Source organism: Marinoscillum sp. HNIBRBA16962, from assembly GCF_057801515.1.
On record NZ_CM173603.1, the window covers coordinates 4407277 to 4422145 of the forward strand.

The 14869-nt window shown below is 43.1% G+C and carries 12 protein-coding genes; 11 read left to right on the forward strand and 1 reads right to left on the reverse strand.

The window, feature by feature from the left end:
• Positions 1-42: 42 nt before the first annotated feature.
• The 5 genes from acnA to AC3E9V_RS18305 all read left to right on the forward strand — a co-directional run bounded on the left by acnA (position 43) and on the right by AC3E9V_RS18305 (position 7784).
• Positions 43-2778, forward strand: coding sequence for an aconitate hydratase AcnA (gene acnA / locus AC3E9V_RS18285; protein WP_488749594.1), 2736 nt, complete (start codon positions 43-45; stop codon positions 2776-2778).
• A 215-nt stretch (positions 2779-2993) separates the two neighbouring features.
• Positions 2994-3290, forward strand: a complete 297-nt coding sequence (locus AC3E9V_RS18290) for a hypothetical protein (RefSeq protein ID WP_488749595.1) — start codon at positions 2994-2996, stop codon at positions 3288-3290.
• A 106-nt stretch (positions 3291-3396) separates the two neighbouring features.
• Positions 3397-3849, forward strand: coding sequence for a DM13 domain-containing protein (locus AC3E9V_RS18295; protein WP_488749596.1), 453 nt, complete (start codon positions 3397-3399; stop codon positions 3847-3849).
• A 2-nt stretch (positions 3850-3851) separates the two neighbouring features.
• Positions 3852-4727: a hypothetical protein gene (locus tag AC3E9V_RS18300; protein WP_488749597.1), complete on the forward strand. Its 876-nt coding sequence runs from the start codon at positions 3852-3854 to the stop codon at positions 4725-4727.
• Between the two features lie 99 nt (positions 4728-4826).
• Complete coding sequence (locus tag AC3E9V_RS18305) at positions 4827-7784, forward strand: M16 family metallopeptidase (protein ID WP_488749598.1); 2958 nt, start codon at positions 4827-4829, stop codon at positions 7782-7784.
• A gap of 142 nt (positions 7785-7926) precedes the next feature.
• On the opposite strand, the gene AC3E9V_RS18310 is transcribed toward AC3E9V_RS18305, so the two are convergent.
• Entirely contained in the window at positions 7927-8352 is a 426-nt protein-coding gene (locus AC3E9V_RS18310; RefSeq protein WP_488749599.1) for a response regulator, read from the reverse strand.
• A gap of 183 nt (positions 8353-8535) precedes the next feature.
• On the opposite strand from AC3E9V_RS18310, the gene AC3E9V_RS18315 reads away from it, so the two are divergent.
• From AC3E9V_RS18315 to AC3E9V_RS18340, 6 genes are all read left to right on the forward strand, one after another.
• Complete coding sequence (locus AC3E9V_RS18315; protein ID WP_488749600.1) at positions 8536-9201, forward strand: alpha/beta hydrolase family protein; 666 nt, start codon at positions 8536-8538, stop codon at positions 9199-9201.
• Positions 9202-9302: 101 nt separating this feature from the next.
• Positions 9303-10115: a hypothetical protein gene (locus tag AC3E9V_RS18320; RefSeq protein WP_488749601.1), complete on the forward strand. Its 813-nt coding sequence runs from the start codon at positions 9303-9305 to the stop codon at positions 10113-10115.
• Between the two features lie 101 nt (positions 10116-10216).
• A complete protein-coding gene (locus AC3E9V_RS18325; RefSeq protein ID WP_488749602.1) occupies positions 10217-10762 on the forward strand; it encodes a hypothetical protein in 546 nt (181 codons plus the stop codon).
• Between the two features lie 274 nt (positions 10763-11036).
• Positions 11037-11267, forward strand: a complete 231-nt coding sequence (locus AC3E9V_RS18330; RefSeq protein ID WP_488749603.1) for a hypothetical protein — start codon at positions 11037-11039, stop codon at positions 11265-11267.
• A 262-nt stretch (positions 11268-11529) separates the two neighbouring features.
• The gene (locus AC3E9V_RS18335) at positions 11530-12234 is read left to right on the forward strand and encodes a hypothetical protein (protein WP_488749604.1); all 705 of its coding nucleotides are present in this window, start codon (positions 11530-11532) and stop codon (positions 12232-12234) included.
• 158 nt (positions 12235-12392) lie between these two features.
• On the forward strand, positions 12393-14825 hold the full coding sequence (locus AC3E9V_RS18340; protein ID WP_488749605.1) for an ABC transporter permease: 2433 nt from the start codon (positions 12393-12395) through the stop codon (positions 14823-14825).
• Positions 14826-14869 lie beyond the last annotated feature (44 nt).

Below are 14869 nucleotides of genomic sequence, written 5' to 3' on the forward strand. Positions count from 1 at the left end.
TTATTCTTTGGGGTATTGAGAACTTTTTAAAATAAAACATCAATGGCACAGGACTTTTATGGTATAGAAAGGGAACTAACCACTCCACTGGGAAAACATAAATATTTTTCTCTGAGGGAACTTGCTAAGAAAAAGCCTGAAGTAAAAAAGCTTCCTTATGCTATCAGGATCCTCCTTGAGAATGCCCTTCGGAATTATGATGATTTTGCAGTTACAGAAGACCACCTGAATACTTTGATCAATTGGCATCAGACAGCAGGTGAAAAGGATATTCCTTACACTCCGGCCCGTGTGTTGATGCAGGATTTTACCGGTGTGCCGGCAGTGGTGGACATTGCGTCTATCCGCTCAGAGGTAGCTCGCAAAGGGAAAGACACCAACAAAACCAACCCGATCGTACCAGCAGACATGGTTATAGATCATTCGGTGGTTGTTGATTTTTTTGGCACTCAAAATTCTTACCGGAAAAATGTAGACCTGGAATATGAGAGAAATGCTGAACGATACAAGCTCCTGAAGTGGGCCCAGAAAGGCTTCAGTAATTTCAGTGTAGTGCCTCCCGGTATGGGGATCTGCCACCAGGTAAACCTCGAATACCTCGCTAAAGGGGTCATCGAGAGGGATGGCTACCTTTTTCCGGATACTCTGGTAGGTACGGACTCACACACACCAATGGTCAATGGGATTGGCGTGCTTGGATGGGGTGTAGGAGGAATTGAAGCTGAAGCAGCTATGCTGGGTCAACCCATCTATATGATCCTGCCACAGGTGATCGGGCTAAAGCTCACCGGAAAAATGAGAGAGGGAGCCACCTCCACCGACCTGGTACTTACCGTCACCCGGTTATTAAGGGACTATGGTGTAGTGAGTAAGATCGTGGAGATATTTGGGCCCGGCCTTGAGTACCTCACTGTGCCCGACAGAGGGACCATCTCCAACATGTCTCCGGAGTTTGGCTGTACGGACACTCACTGGCCTATCGATGATCAGACCCTGGCCTATATGCTGAAAACCAATCGCTCCAAAGAGCACGTGGATATGGTAGAGGCTTATGCCAAAGAAAACATGATCTGGAGAAATCCGGATGATAAAATCGAATATACCGATGTAATTGAGTTGGATCTCGGAACCGTAGAACCAACCATTTCAGGACCAAAAAGACCTCAGGATAAAATACTACTCAGTGAAGCCAAAGAAAAGATCATTGGTTTACTGAAAGCAACCCACAGCCGGGAGTACATCCCGGTACAGGAGCGTGTCGGAAACTGGGCTTATGAAGGTGGTAAGGCTGCTGAACCCGTAAAAGTGGAAACCGGGATCAGAAGCATCCCCATGACGCGGGGCGACCTCAGCTACAACCTGTCCGATGGAGCAGTGGTTATAGCAGCGATCACCTCCTGTACCAATACTTCCAACCCCAGCGTAATGATCGGCTCTGGACTCGTGGCCAAAAAAGCCATTGAAAAAGGACTTAACGTGAAGCCCTGGGTAAAAACCTCACTGGCCCCGGGATCGCGGGTGGTGACTGATTATCTGGAAAAATCCCACTTACTACCCTACCTGGAAGCATTGAAGTTCCATACAGTAGGTTACGGATGTACTACCTGTATTGGCAACTCCGGGGACATGATGCCAGAGGTACAGAAAGCAGTGATCGAAAATGACCTGGTGGTCTGCTCCGCCCTTTCAGGAAACAGAAACTTCGAAGCAAGGATACACCCCAACATCAAAATGAACTTCCTGGCCTCACCAATGCTGGTTGTGGCCTATGCTATAGCAGGCCGCATGGACTTTGATATGAATAATGAGCCTTTGGGCATAGACTCCAATGGTGAAGCTGTATACCTCCGTGATATCTGGCCGACTCAGGCAGAGATCAATGAGATCATGGATGTAGTGGTGACTCCAGAAGATTATAAGCGCACTTACGAGACCATTTTTGATGGGGATGAAGCCTGGCAGAAACTCGAGGCTCCAAAAGGCAAGATCTATGAGTGGGATGAAAAATCAACCTACATCCAGGAGGCACCTTTTTTCAAAAACATCTCAGAAGAAGCGCCTGAACCTGATGACATCAGGGGGGCTAAAGTATTGCTTCAACTCGGAGACATGGTGACTACTGACCACATCTCTCCTGCTGGTAAGTTCCTTCCGGAACACCCGGCAGGAAAATACCTCGTAGAGCATGGCGTAGAGCAAAAAGACTTTAACTCGTACGGTTCCAGAAGGGGAAACCACGAGGTAATGATGCGTGGTACGTTTGCAAATGTCCGAATCAAAAACAAATTAGCTTCTAAGGAAGGTGGCTGGACCACTTATCATCCTACGGGCGAAGAAATGACCGTATTTGATGCAGCTATGAAATATCAGAAAGAAGGCACCCCCCTGGTCGTTATAGGAGGCAAAGAATACGGATCGGGGTCTTCCCGTGACTGGGCTGCAAAAGGCACCACCCTGCTGGGTGTAAAAGCCGTCATTACGGAGAGCTATGAACGTATCCACAGATCTAATCTGGTGGGTATGGGTGTGCTTCCAATGCAGTTTAAAGATGGTGAAAATCAAGACACACTGGAGTTGGAGGGGAACGAGACCTATGACATTAGTGGAATTTCCAGTGACCTGACACCCGGAAAAGAAGTGGACGTCACAGCTACTAAACCCGATGGATCAAAAACTGAATTCAAAGCCATTTTAAGACTTGATTCAGGGGTAGATGTAGAATATTATAAGCATGGAGGTATCCTTAACTATGTACTGAGGAACTTCCTGAAGGATTAAGATTACAAGTTGGACCGTTGACGTGGTGACCTGTCAGGCCTGAGACACCCTGCCTGAGACACCCTGCTTGATATTAAAATCCCTTACTTTTAATGACAAATACATTTACCCGACGTTGTGGAATAGTGGAAAGGCGGCCTTTGATGATCGGTTTTTGTATTTCTATATGGCACCTATTACATTATTCTATTGTTTTTCATTAAATCAAGTTTCCAGTGATCCGAAGAAAAAATCATAAAAAGGACAGAACGAAATCAGGCAATCCACGCTTCAATATTTTCGATACGGAAGGAAAATTTGTTTCGACCGGCCTTATAAAAAGTGATAACCATATGAGCATCTTTGACACGGATGGAAACTTCATTTCCTACGGGCGCTTTATCAACAAGGAGCGGTTCAATTTATTTGACACTGAGGATCAGTTCATCGCGTATGGCCGTATGATCACCCCCAAGACATTCAACATCTTTGATAAAGATGACAGGTATGTATCTACAGGGTCCTTTCAGTGATCTTTGATACTTTTTTGTGAACCTGCTTTACTTTACTTTGATTTCTTTGTGACCGTTTCGTGATAGGTAGTTCCCAGTTTTGTGAAAAACAAAATCAAGAATAACTATGCTATTACGAAAATTAAGCGCTTTACTAGTGGTTTCCATGCTTGTATTTGCATGTGACGATGATACCAAAGAAGTAGAAATAGACACCAGCATGCCGCAGGGTGAATTTACTGCTACAGCTTCCGGTATGTTTGTAGCTACGGAAAATGCACCAAACTCCGCAGGAACCGTAGAGATTGGAACCGATGCGGAAGGAAACCATTTCATGCGATTTGGGGATGACTTTAACACAGCCCTGGCTACAGGAACTGTTACGGTCTGGTTTTCTACATCCGAAGAGTTTGTTCCTGACCCTATGAATGGAAATCCGGATCTGCTGATCGTAGGTCCTGTCACAGACGCAGGGGAGAATTATTTCAAACTGGACGGAGCATTAGGAAGTAAGTTCACTCATGTGATCCTTTGGTGCGGATCTGTTGGGGTGAAATTTGGTCATGCTGAGCTAAACTGATCATGACCAACAATATAAAAGAAATAACATGCTGGCTGTTTGCCGGCATGTTGTTTTTTCAGCCAGTCAGCTACGTTTTCGGGCAAAGTGGCTGGACACAAAAGCAAGGGAATTATTTTGCGAAACTGTACGGAATTTACGGGAGCTCTGACCAGTACTATAATCTTGGAGGATCAAAACTTACAACTGCACAGTTTACCCAGATCGTCAGTGGATTTTATCTGGAATACGGACTAACAGACCAGCTCACACTGATAACAAACGGACCTAAAATAAAACATCATTTTTTTGAAACAACAGAAAAGGTGACCGCTGTGGGAGACCTGCCTTTAGGGGTGAAGTACGGGATACTCCAGGGTAATTTCCCCCTGGCAGCCTCACTTACAGTAGACATTCCATTAGCTAAGGAAGACAACCTTGCTCAGAATAAAGAACGAGCCTTTGAACAGCTCAATCTGCCAGCAGGCGACGGAGAATGGAACTATAAAATAGGCCTGGCCGGATCCCACTCCTTCTATCCGGTGCCTTTGTTTGCTTCCCTGCACTCCACTTATAACCTCCGAACAAAATATAAAGACACTCAATTCAGCGATCAGCTCATGGGGGGAGTTGAGGTAGGTTCGGTGCTGAATAATAAATTTATTTTCATTACGGGCATGTCTTTTCAAAAGTCTCTTGGCGAAAGTGAGGTAGTGGATTTCGTTCGTGGTGAGGGGACAGAGTTTACTTCGATCAAAGCGAGTGCCGGGATCTACCTGACAAAAAAGGTTTTGATCGATCTCTCCTACTTCAATTATCTGGACCTGATCATCCCCAGAAAAAACCTATACAGCGCTCACGTATTTTCACTCGGCTTGGTCTATGAGCTAAAAGAGTGACCTTCCCGGCCATAATGAATTTACATAAGCGGTAAGGCATTATTTATACTGATCCATTAATTTCATCCGTTAATCATGAATAACCGAATAACTTAACACATGAAAAACTATGTATGGATTCTCGGCATTACCTTCCTGCTGAGCTGCGCTACTGCGCCTGAAAAATATGAAACCAAAACCGCCACTGAAGAAGGGTACACATACGAATATGTGGTGGGCGATCCCTTAAAAACCAGGATCTACACACTGGACAATGGACTGAAAGTATACTTGAGTGACTATGAAAATGCTCCCAGAGTACACGTATTTACACCTGTAAAAGCCGGGGGTAAAAATGATCCTTCTGATAATACCGGCCTTGCACATTACCTTGAACACATGATGTTTAAGGGAAATAACCAGTTTGGTTCACTGGACTTTGAAAAAGAGAAAGTATACCTGGATAGCATCGAAAACATGTTTAACCAGTATGCCAAAATAGAAGATCCTGAAGAACGCAAGGCATTTTATAAGCAGATAGACGCAGTATCCAATGAAGCCGCCACGCTGGCTATCCCTAATGAATATGATAAAATGATTGCCACTCTGGGCGGGAAAGGCCTGAATGCCTATACTACCGAGGACCGAACGGTCTACACTGTAGACATTCCCTCCAATGAGCTACCAAGATTTCTGGAGCTGGAAGGAGCACGCTTTAGAAAAATCGTTAACCGCCTTTTCCATACCGAGCTGGAAGCCGTATATGAGGAGAAAAACCGTTCACTGGATAATGACCTTTGGAAGTCCTATGAGACGTTATATGCTTCTATTTTCCAAAAACATCCTTACGGAACCCAAACAGTGATCGGCACCATCGACCATCTGAAAAACCCTTCGATTACTGAGATCAAAAAGTATTTCGATACTTACTACAGACCTAACAATGTTGCCATTTGTATGAGCGGTGATATTGATTATAACGAGACCATCAAACTGATAGACCAGTACTACGGTGACTGGCAGCCAAACCCTGATCTGCCAAAGTGGAATAAAATAGAAGAAGAACCTATCACAGAACCTATCGTGAAAGAGGTATTTGGCCCCGATGCAGAAAGCCTCCGCATGGGTTTCCGTTTCAATGGGAATGGATCTGAAGATTACTACATGGTCAAGATGATCGATATGCTTCTTAATAATTCTGAAGCAGGCCTTATCGATCTCAACCTAAAGCAGCAACAAAAAGTGCTAAATGCCGGCTGCTATCCGGATGTAATGAATGACTATACCATTCATACGCTTTATGGAAACGCCAAGCAAAATCAATCGCTGGAAGAAGTAAAAGAGCTTCTTTTAGAGCAAATAGAGCTTATCAAGCAGGGTCAGTTTGAAGATTGGTTGATTGATGCTGTGATCACTGACTTCAAAAAGAGCGAAATGAAATCCATGGAAAGTAACTGGTCCCGTGCTAATGATATGGTGATGGCTTTTACCAATGACATGGACTGGGCCGATTACCTCCAGGAAATTGATCGGCTGGAGAAAATCACCAAAGAAGAACTTGTCGCCTTTGCCAATGAAAACTACAAAGACAACTATGTAGTGGTCTATAAGCGCAATGGAGAAGACCCAAACAAGCAACAGGTAGAAAAACCATATATCACCAAAGTTCCTGTAAACAGGGAAAATAAATCAGAATTTCATCAACAGCTGGTTTCAAAAGAGGTCCGAAAACTTAAACCTGTTTTTGTAGACTACCAAAAAGATATCACGCGAGAAGAGGTAAGTGGTGTGCCAATACTGGCTAAAGTAAATGATGAAAACGAGCTGTTTGAATTGACATACCTGCTGGACGTAGGGTCCAATGCCGACCCAAAACTAAAAACCGCAGTAGAGTACCTGGAGTATCTTGGTACAGACCAGTATACGGCTGAGGAACTCAAAAAGGAGTTTTACAAGCTGGGATGCTCATTTAATGTTTTCGCTTCAGATGACCGTACCTATGTGACCTTATCGGGACTGGATGAGAATATGGAAGCATCCACCACATTGTTTGAAAGTCTCCTGCAAAGCCCTAAACCTGACCAGGATGCCCTGGACAAACTGGTAGACCGGATGCTTAAAGCAAGAGCAGATGCCAAAAAAAGGAAGGGCACCATATTATGGAGCGGCCTGTTTAACTATGGAAAGTACGGGTCGGAAAATCCATTTACAAATGTCCTGGCCAACTATGAGCTCACACAGCTCAAAGCAGAAGAGCTGACGGAGATCATTAAACAGATCCCAAATATGCCTCATAGAATCCTGTATTATGGGCCCAGGGATAAACAAAACCTGATTACATTCCTGGGAGATTACCACAATGTGCCTGAACAATTTGTAGATCTTCCTGCTTCCAGAAAGTTTGAAGAGCTGGATACGGAAACACCAAAAGTTTTTTGGGCGGATTATGATATGGTTCAGAGTGAAATTGTATTCCTGCATAAAAGTGTGGACTATGACCCTGACCTGGCACCGGAGATCAGGCTTTTCAATGAATACTTTGGTGGGGGTATGAACAGCATCGTTTTCCAGGAAATCAGGGAAGCACAAGGCCTGGCCTACTCTGTGTTCTCGAGCTATTCCGAACCATCAGATAAAGAGGACGCCAATTACCTCTTTGCATACGTGGGTACACAATCTGACAAACAGCCTGAAGCAATGGAAGCCATGATGAACCTGCTGAATAACTTACCGGAATCAGAAGAAGCTTTCAACATTGCCAAAGAAGGGATTCTTAATAAAATAGAAAGTGAGCGGGTGACCGGGTCAGGAGTTTTATGGAGTTACATCAATGCTGAAGACAAAGGGATAAGCTATGATATAAGACAAGACATCTATGAAGATGTAAAGAAAATGGATTTTGAAAACCTCAGCGCTTTTCACGAAAAATACGTCAAAGACAAAAATTTTGTGACCGTACTGGTAGGGAGCAGAGACAAAATTGACTTTGAAAACCTCAAAAAATACGGAGAAATCAAGGAAATAGGCCTTGACGAGCTCTTTGGGTATGAAGATTCGGAATCTGTGGTGATTCAGTAGCGAATCTCACGTTTAATAAAAAAGAGGCCGTCTCAAAAGCATTTTGAACGGCCTCTAGTTTTTTGTAGAAGAGAATTTTCTCAGGTAGGTACCCGAATACGTTTACCCTTTTGAGACACCCTCTGCTTAATATCGTATGAAATCAATTGAATTCTTTAACAGGAGCATTTTCAGTACCCAGCAGACTGTCGAAAATACCCTTCAACTCATCAAAATCCCATGGCTTGCCGATGAAGTCATGAATACCAAAACTACTCGTCGCTTCCTTCAACTCATCCAGCTTGATAAAGCCACTGAGGATCATTCGGATAATGCCTGGATTCATCGCATGAACACGTTTCAGGAGTTCTGTTCCTGTAATCCCGGGCATTCGATGGTCTGTGATCAGCAAGTCTATTTTGGTCTCTTTCAGAATCTCAAGAGCCTCTTCTCCATCCAGCGCTGTAAAGACATTGTAATGCCTCCTGAATGTAGATTTGAATCCCCTTAGGTTAGGTTTTTCATCATCCACATAGAGTATGGAATAGTCTTTTGCTGCTCTTCTGGATTGTCTTTCTATCTCAGCCATATTTCTCCTGGTTAGGTTGTGCTTAACTTGTATAAACTTGTTAAGTTAAAAGTAATCAGCAGATATTTCCAAGCAAAGCAGAATTCGATGTATGGGAAAATATCAAGAGTGAACAAGTTTTAAAACTGTACTAACTTTTGAATTTTTCTAATAATCGATAAAAGAATTGAACTAACTTTCGGTATGGATAAAATTTTCCTGAATGAAGCTTTGGGTGAAGTCTCAATAGCAACTGACATTGCTAAAAACCAAAAATATGTTTTACTGCTGGCCCATGGTGCCGGAGCTGGTTTTGACCATAAGTTTATGAGTACATTGGCCGGAAGCATGGCACAGCATCATGGCACAGTGGTCAGGTACAACTTTCCCTATATTGAAGCAGGTAAAAAATTCCCCGGATCCCCTAAGGCTAATATCCAGGCGACAGGCCTTGTTGTAAAACATTTTGAAAAGCAGTTTCCTGATATTCCCATGTTCCTTTCCGGTAAATCCTACGGCGGAAGGATGAGCTCACACTGGGTTCACCAGAACCCTGACAATCCGGTCAGAGGACTGATTTACTTTGGATTTCCGCTGCACGCTCCCGGAAAAGCAGGTAAAGACCGAGCTGAGCATCTTCCGGAAATTCACATTCCACAGCTATTTATTCAGGGTACCAGGGACGCTTTAGCCAATTACAGCCTTATACAAGAAGTCGTTGAGGCCTGTCCGAAAGCAGATTTAAGTACGATTTCAGAAGCCGATCACAGCTTCAAAGTCCCTAAGAAAATCAGTAACAAAGCCCATTCTGAAATTATAACGGATCTGGGTAAAATAACAGACGATTGGATTTTAAAACACCTCCTATGAAGAATAATCAAGGGACATCTCTAACCATAAATGAGTTTTTAGAGGTCCCCTCAAACTATCTCACCTCTTAACTGTTTACATTAAAAACCAAAAAATCAACCATGGAAAAAATCAATCTAAGACTAACCGCATTTTTACTGGCCATTGTATTTTTAGCCGGATGTGGCCCCACTAAAAAAGGCGACGGAGAGTCTGCTAAGGAAGAAATAGATGAGGCCGGAAGTAGCCTGGGCGAAACCAAATATGCCGTATACAAGGCACCTCCGTCTTATGACTATCCCAAATCTTCCTTGAAAATGGTAGCACCTCAGCCTGCGCTAGCCGATACTGGTAATGTTACCTTTAAATTTGAAGTAGCTGATTATGAGCTTGGGGTACAAACACCGGATGCAGAAGGCCGGGGCATAGCAAATTCAGCAAAAGGACAACACATTCACTTTATAGTGAATAATGGGCCTTATTCTGCTCACTATGAGCCGGAATTCACCAAAAACATGAAAGAAGGCCATTACGTAATTCTTGCTTTCCTCTCCAGATCTTATCATGAGGCAGTCAAAAATGATAACTCATACGTATTGCAAAAAATGACCGTGGGAACTCCTGAAGGACAAAACGACTTTGACCCAAATGGTCAACACCTGTTTTTCAGCAGACCAAAAGGAACCTACAGCGGAAGTGACACAGAGAAACTTATGATAGACTTCTTCCTGATGAATGTATCGCTTTCGGAGGATGGAAACAAAGTAAGAGCCATTGTAAATGGAAAAGAACACTTGATCACGGAGTGGGCTCCGCATTATGTGGAAGGACTTGAAAAGGGGGAAGTCACCATAAAACTGGAACTCATCGATAAAGATGGAAATGTGATCCCCGGACCATATAACTCCGTAGAGCGGACGGTGACTTTAGAATAGTATTTTTCTAAGATTTTATTTAAACTAATCATTAATCCCAGCCATTAGCTGGGATTTTTTCATGCAGTTACCTTTTCTCGATTTACGGTATTTATAGTACTATGAAGACCGCCGAGAAATTTGAACTGAGTGAAGTTTTCAAGGAAAACGGATACTTAATTGTGAATGAAGCTACCTCCAGCGTCATTAAGAAAAAAAGTTATAGTGGTATTGTTGGTTTTTTCTTATCAGTGATCGTAGGGGTGACCCTACTCACCATAGGGTTGAGAATTGGGCTTCATTACGCTACGGTGTTATCAGGATTATTCTTCATCGGATTTCCTATCCTGTATGACCGCTGGAGATACCCCAACAAGATCATAATCGATTGGGAAAATAATGAGCTAAAACTCATCTGCGGATTTACTTACACGCAGACGTACAGACTTTCCGATATTTCCGGGCTCAATGTGGATGAGTCCATACTAACCTCTGACACCAGCCCATTTAAAGACGGCTACCAGGATTTCATTTACAGCTTCGGGTTGAAAATAGCCGACACAAAAGTGAAGCTGGTGAAATTTCTTTTCAGGAAACAAAGTGAATCCACAGTCTCTGAAATATTTAATTACCTGAGCGGTCAGTTTAAACTGGCTAAGGCCTCATAGAAATAGATGCTGGCGGTCTACTCCCTGGAATTAGTTCAGGCTAATCCACCCATTCAGCTACAAATAGATTCGTATCCCGGGTCCACTGGTACGAAAGTTACTTCCGCGCCCCAGAACCCTGGCCTGGCACCATAAAATCACGGTAACAGATGCTGATCGAGAACATATATCATACTGCTTTGGGGATTTGTTACTTTAGTGCTATTCACAGCTGCCGGATAGCTGATCGTTGTGATCCATTGGTCTTCAAGGCGAAAATTCCTAACTTTACGTTATGGCACCAAAGGAGAAGCTCAGAAATATTATCCTCAACAAGGTCAAGAAACTTTCAGGTGACAAACTTCGGAACCTTGACTCGTATCTTAACGATTTAGAATCTCATGCCATAACTGAGAAATCTACCTTGTCATTTAGCGGAATTTTTGAGGATTTGGAGTTGGACGATCTAACCACTGAACTCCACAAATCCAGGGAAGATAACAAAGAACGAATTCCTCAATTTTGAACCCTTCACTTATTGATACAGACATCCTTTCATACTTCCTGAAAGGCAATAGGTACAAACACTAAAATGAATATGCGAACTGAGCATTTTGATAACCGGAGATGATTAAAATTTGTCTCTCAAGGATTGCCAAAAGCTAAGAGCTAAAAGCCAACTTTTAAACACATGAAATGAGCATGATGCTCAACCCAAATATTGAGAACACCAACCAGGTATGATCAAAGCTGGGCAGCAAACCGCTTATTTTGGAAACTTTAAACACATGAAATACAGTCCTGTTCTACTGCTTTCCATTCTTTGCTGTTGCTCATCAGTCAAAAATGACTCGGAACGGATAATCAAAAAGCACATTAAGAAAGTTGGCAACACGGATCAGGTCCAAAGCATCATTGCACAGGCAAGCTGTATGGGTCCGGAAGGTGCTTACAAAACCATAACCGAGTCCTCTTTCACCAGTGATTACCTGCTTTTCAAACAAACTTACACCTATAAAGACCACCCATTCTACGCAGCTATTTACACTAAAAAAGAAGGGTACGGACTGGACAGCATGCTGGTTTCTCAGGGCCCCTTATCGCACCCCATTATTGCGGTACTAAAAGCGCACGAATTTCACGAACTGATGCTGCAGGTGAAAGACAGATACTATGATATGAAACAGGGAATAGACACGACCTTTTTCGAAGTACCATGTCACACCATCAAAGCCGTGGATCACCTGGGTTATCCGGTAAGACTCTATTTCAACAAGCACAAGTACCGTATGGAAGGCTTCTCACAAGCCAACCCTTATGAGAAGGGGGAGATCATTCAGGTACACTTTGAGGAGTGGTCAAAAAATGACCTGGGTCTTCTCCTTTTTGAAAAAATCACCATACTCCAGGGGGCTAAAGAATACTCATTCGATTATTCTGGTATCGAAATAAATGCGCCTTCTTTCGAAAAACTAACCCTGAAGTCTGAATAACCCTGCCAGCTGCTATAAGTGAAAATTTTCCTGATAATTTTCGCAACCTTGCAATACATACTACCCGTTATCATACAGTACAAATAAACATATCAGATGCAACCTTTTCCTCAGGTTTGGCATCAACCTTTTTGAAAGAGCCAATCAATTTAAATACTATGCTAAAAAATTATCTCAATGTAGCGTTTCGGAGTTTACTCAAGCATAAATTCTATAGCGTTATCAATATCCTGGGCTTATCTATAGGCCTTACCTGTTTTGTCTTTATTACCCTTTTTGTACTGGACGAGTTGAAATACGACCGGCACTATCCGGATGCAGATCAGATCTATCGAATGGATTTTTCAGGCGGTATCAATGGTAATGAGTTCATTACCGCTTTGGCGAGTGCTCCAGCAGCCAAAACCATGAAAGAGGATTTTCCGGAGGTAGTAGATGCCTTTCGGTTTAGAACTACGGGAAACTGGTTCATAAAACGTAAAAACAAGGAGACCACCTTCAAAGAAGAAAATGTAATCCATGCTGACCCTAATTTCTTCAATTTCTGGGGTATCGACTTAGTTGCAGGGGACCCTGAAACCTGCCTTGAGCGGCCCAATACCCTGGTACTGGATCAGACCACCGCCCGGAAAATCTTTGGAGATGAAAACCCGGTAGGACAGACTGTAGTACTGGACAACCAGACAGATTATGAAGTCACTGGCGTTTATGAGGACTTTCCACGTAACTCGCACTTTAGCTACAATGTAATGCTTACCATGAAAGACCGGAAAGATGCCGAATCCACAATGTGGATGAGCTTTAATTTCAACACCTACCTGAAGCTCAAAGAAGGTGCATCTCCGGATGTTTTAGAAGCAAAATTTCCTGCACTGATCGAATCCAAAATCGGTCCCGAGATCAAGCAATTTATGAATATGTCTCTCGATGAATTTGACGAAAGCGGTAATTATGCTGGTTTTTATCTCTTCCCACTTACAGACATTCATTTGCACTCGGATAAGCTTGGTGAACTGGAAGCAAACGGCGACATCAAGTACGTCTATATTTTCTCAGCGATCGGTATTTTCATCCTGATTCTGGCATGCATCAACTTCATGAATCTGGCCACAGCCCGGTCGGCCAACAGGGCTAAGGAAGTAGGTATCAGAAAGGTAATGGGTGCCTTCAGGAGTCAGCTCATCCGTCAGTTTATCTCAGAGGCAATGATCATCACCATCATAAGTACAGTAATCGCTTACATTTTGGCTATTTTGCTCCTACCAAACTTTAATGAACTATCCGGAAAAATACTCGCCACTCCTGTACTTTTCGAAACGGGGTTTCTACTGGTTATTCTTGTCATCATGGTTGTAGTAGGCCTTCTTGCCGGTAGCTACCCGGCATTTTACCTGTCTAAATTCAGGCCTGTGGAAACCCTGAAAGGCAAACTCACCCTTGGAGTAAAAAGCGGCGGACTCCGGAGCTTTTTAGTAGTTCTTCAATTTACCGTATCCATTACTATGATTGTGGGCACAGCTATCGTCTTTGATCAGCTTTCTTTTATTCAAAACAAAAAGCTTGGCTTTAACAAAGAACAGGTAATCATGGTCCATGATGCCTGGATCCTCAGAGATAATGTTCAGGCATTTAAGAATGAAGCATTGAGAGATGCCGGAATCAGCTCAGCTACAGTGGCTAGTTTTCTGCCGGTCAACACCTCCAATAACAATAATGTATACTATCCGGGGAAAAATATCAATACGAATGAAACATATATCCTCAGCAATCACTGGGTAGACCACCACTACATCGAAACTCTTGGTATGGAAATGAAAGAAGGCAGATTCTTTTCCAAGGATTTTCCTTCAGATTCCACAGCCGCTATCTTAAATGAAACTGCAGTCAGACAAATGGGACTGGCAAACCCCATTGGATCGTATGTTTCTACTCACGGGGGAGAGCAGGATTCGTTGTATGCTGAATCTTATAAGATTATTGGAGTAGTGAAAGACTTTCATTACGAATCCCTGAGACAAAATATCAACCCACTGATCTTTCATCTTGGTAAAAGTACTGGTTACATTGCTTTAACAATAAAAGCTCAGGAAGCGAAAGCTACAATAGATTACCTAAACGGACTCTGGGATCAGCTAGCTCCCGGCCAGCCTTTTGCCTATAGCTTCATGGACGAGCGGTTTGACCGATTATATGCCAGTGAACAGCAGGTTGGAAAAATATTCGGAGTGTTTGCATTTCTGGCAATATTTATTGCATGTCTGGGACTATTCGGGCTTGCTTCATTTACCGCAGAGCAGAAGAGAAAAGAGATCGGGATCAGAAAAGTACTGGGCGCTTCGGTAGCTCATATAGTAAGCAAGCTCTCCCTCAACTTTATCAAGCTGGTAGCCCTTGCCTTTGTGGTGGCCTCCCCTATTGCTTACTACGGTATGAAAATGTGGCTTGAAGACTTTGCCTACCGTACGGAAATAAAAGTCTGGATTTTCATCATGGCGGGAATTGTTTCATCCGGAATTGCCTGGATTACAATGAGTTTCCAGTCATGGAAAGCTGCACGCGCTAATCCGGTTCATTCTTTAAGAAACGAATGAGCCGCACACATATCAACAAGTTTTCCACAGCCAGGAAAAACATC

Coding starts and splice junctions, on each gene's coding strand:
- acnA (WP_488749594.1), top strand. CDS start 43: ATGGCACAGGACTTTTATGGTATAGAAAGGGAACTAACCACTCCACTG.
- AC3E9V_RS18295 (WP_488749596.1), top strand. CDS start 3,397: ATGCTATTACGAAAATTAAGCGCTTTACTAGTGGTTTCCATGCTTGTA.
- AC3E9V_RS18300 (WP_488749597.1), top strand. CDS start 3,852: ATGACCAACAATATAAAAGAAATAACATGCTGGCTGTTTGCCGGCATG.
- AC3E9V_RS18305 (WP_488749598.1), top strand. CDS start 4,827: ATGAAAAACTATGTATGGATTCTCGGCATTACCTTCCTGCTGAGCTGC.
- AC3E9V_RS18310 (WP_488749599.1), bottom strand. CDS start 8,352: ATGGCTGAGATAGAAAGACAATCCAGAAGAGCAGCAAAAGACTATTCC.
- AC3E9V_RS18315 (WP_488749600.1), top strand. CDS start 8,536: ATGGATAAAATTTTCCTGAATGAAGCTTTGGGTGAAGTCTCAATAGCA.
- AC3E9V_RS18320 (WP_488749601.1), top strand. CDS start 9,303: ATGGAAAAAATCAATCTAAGACTAACCGCATTTTTACTGGCCATTGTA.
- AC3E9V_RS18325 (WP_488749602.1), top strand. CDS start 10,217: ATGAAGACCGCCGAGAAATTTGAACTGAGTGAAGTTTTCAAGGAAAAC.
- AC3E9V_RS18330 (WP_488749603.1), top strand. CDS start 11,037: ATGGCACCAAAGGAGAAGCTCAGAAATATTATCCTCAACAAGGTCAAG.
- AC3E9V_RS18335 (WP_488749604.1), top strand. CDS start 11,530: ATGAAATACAGTCCTGTTCTACTGCTTTCCATTCTTTGCTGTTGCTCA.
- AC3E9V_RS18340 (WP_488749605.1), top strand. CDS start 12,393: ATGCTAAAAAATTATCTCAATGTAGCGTTTCGGAGTTTACTCAAGCAT.